The 1,006-nt window shown below is 49.7% G+C and carries 1 protein-coding gene and 1 pseudogene; both read right to left on the reverse strand.

What is annotated here, in order from left to right:
- Positions 1–73 (reverse strand): annotated as a pseudogene (locus tag R8N46_RS25675) (chromosome partitioning protein ParA); the annotation flags it as partial.
- Positions 73–1,006, reverse strand: a 934-nt coding sequence (locus R8N46_RS25680; protein WP_318189839.1) for an SLBB domain-containing protein, incomplete at its 5' end; no start/stop codon positions are given. The pseudogene R8N46_RS25675 and the gene R8N46_RS25680, both read right to left, overlap by 1 nt.

Consider the following 1,006-nt stretch of genomic DNA (forward strand, 5'->3'; position numbering starts at 1 on the left):
TCGATCTGTGACCCTTTTGTTCACTTTGCAGATAGATTTGCTCGATTTCGGCATGAGTCGCAGGAATGGTCATTACAGCGCTCCTATTAACACGATGGTGGTGGTGATTTGAAGAATGTCTCTCAAACCAGCGCGCGCTTTTTCTGCAAAGCTTTCATCTTTATGAGGAATGTAAATCGTATCCCCAGCTCGAATGACAGGCAGATCGTAAATGTTGGCGGTTTTGCTGAAGTTTACGAGGTCGAACGTTCGCGCTTGGCCTTGGCAGCATGACATATTGACGATGCTAATTTTCTCAAGATAAGCGCTGTTTGTTGGGCCGCCAGCTTCTGCCAATAAGTCTAAAACCGTCATGTTGTCGTTGAATACGTAGCGTCCCGGATCTCGTACTTCACCCAGTACGCGCACGGTGGATTCTTTAGAACGGTCGAGCCAGTTTTTGTTTTTCTCCGGAATGTAAATAGTGTCGCCAGGGCGCACGTCTGGCAGGATAGATTCATCTCCCGTTTCAAAATACATCGACAGATTTAATTTGCTCACTTTTGCGTAGCCTAAACCGCGATGAGTCACGCGAATATTGTGGATATCGGCATCCATAGTCGGGCCGTCGGCGGCCGAAAGAATATCGAGAAAGTGCATTTCGTCCGTGAAGCGATAGCGACCAGGTGCGTTGATTTGACCAAACACGTAAATGGACGCGTCTGAGCTTTGGCTGACCCATTGAGATTTGTTGTCGGAAGGGTCATCTGGCAGTGCATGAACGCGCACGACCGTGCCGGCAGAAACGCGTGGCAAGTTAGACGCTGGCGAACCATCTAAAATGTACTGGTCTAAATCGAAATTCGTCATTTGACCGTTGTTGGCCACTTCAATTTTGGAGGTGTCGGCACGGCGAGTCGGGCCGCCAACGTGAGCCAGCAAATCAATGAGGTCCATTTCATCCGACCATTCGATTCGACCTGGACGAACGACTTCACCCATTACGGCAACGGCGCGACTTGGTGCG

The organism is Vibrio sp. 1874, from assembly GCF_033344395.1.
GTDB classification, from domain to species: Bacteria; Pseudomonadota; Gammaproteobacteria; order Enterobacterales; family Vibrionaceae; genus Vibrio; species Vibrio alginolyticus.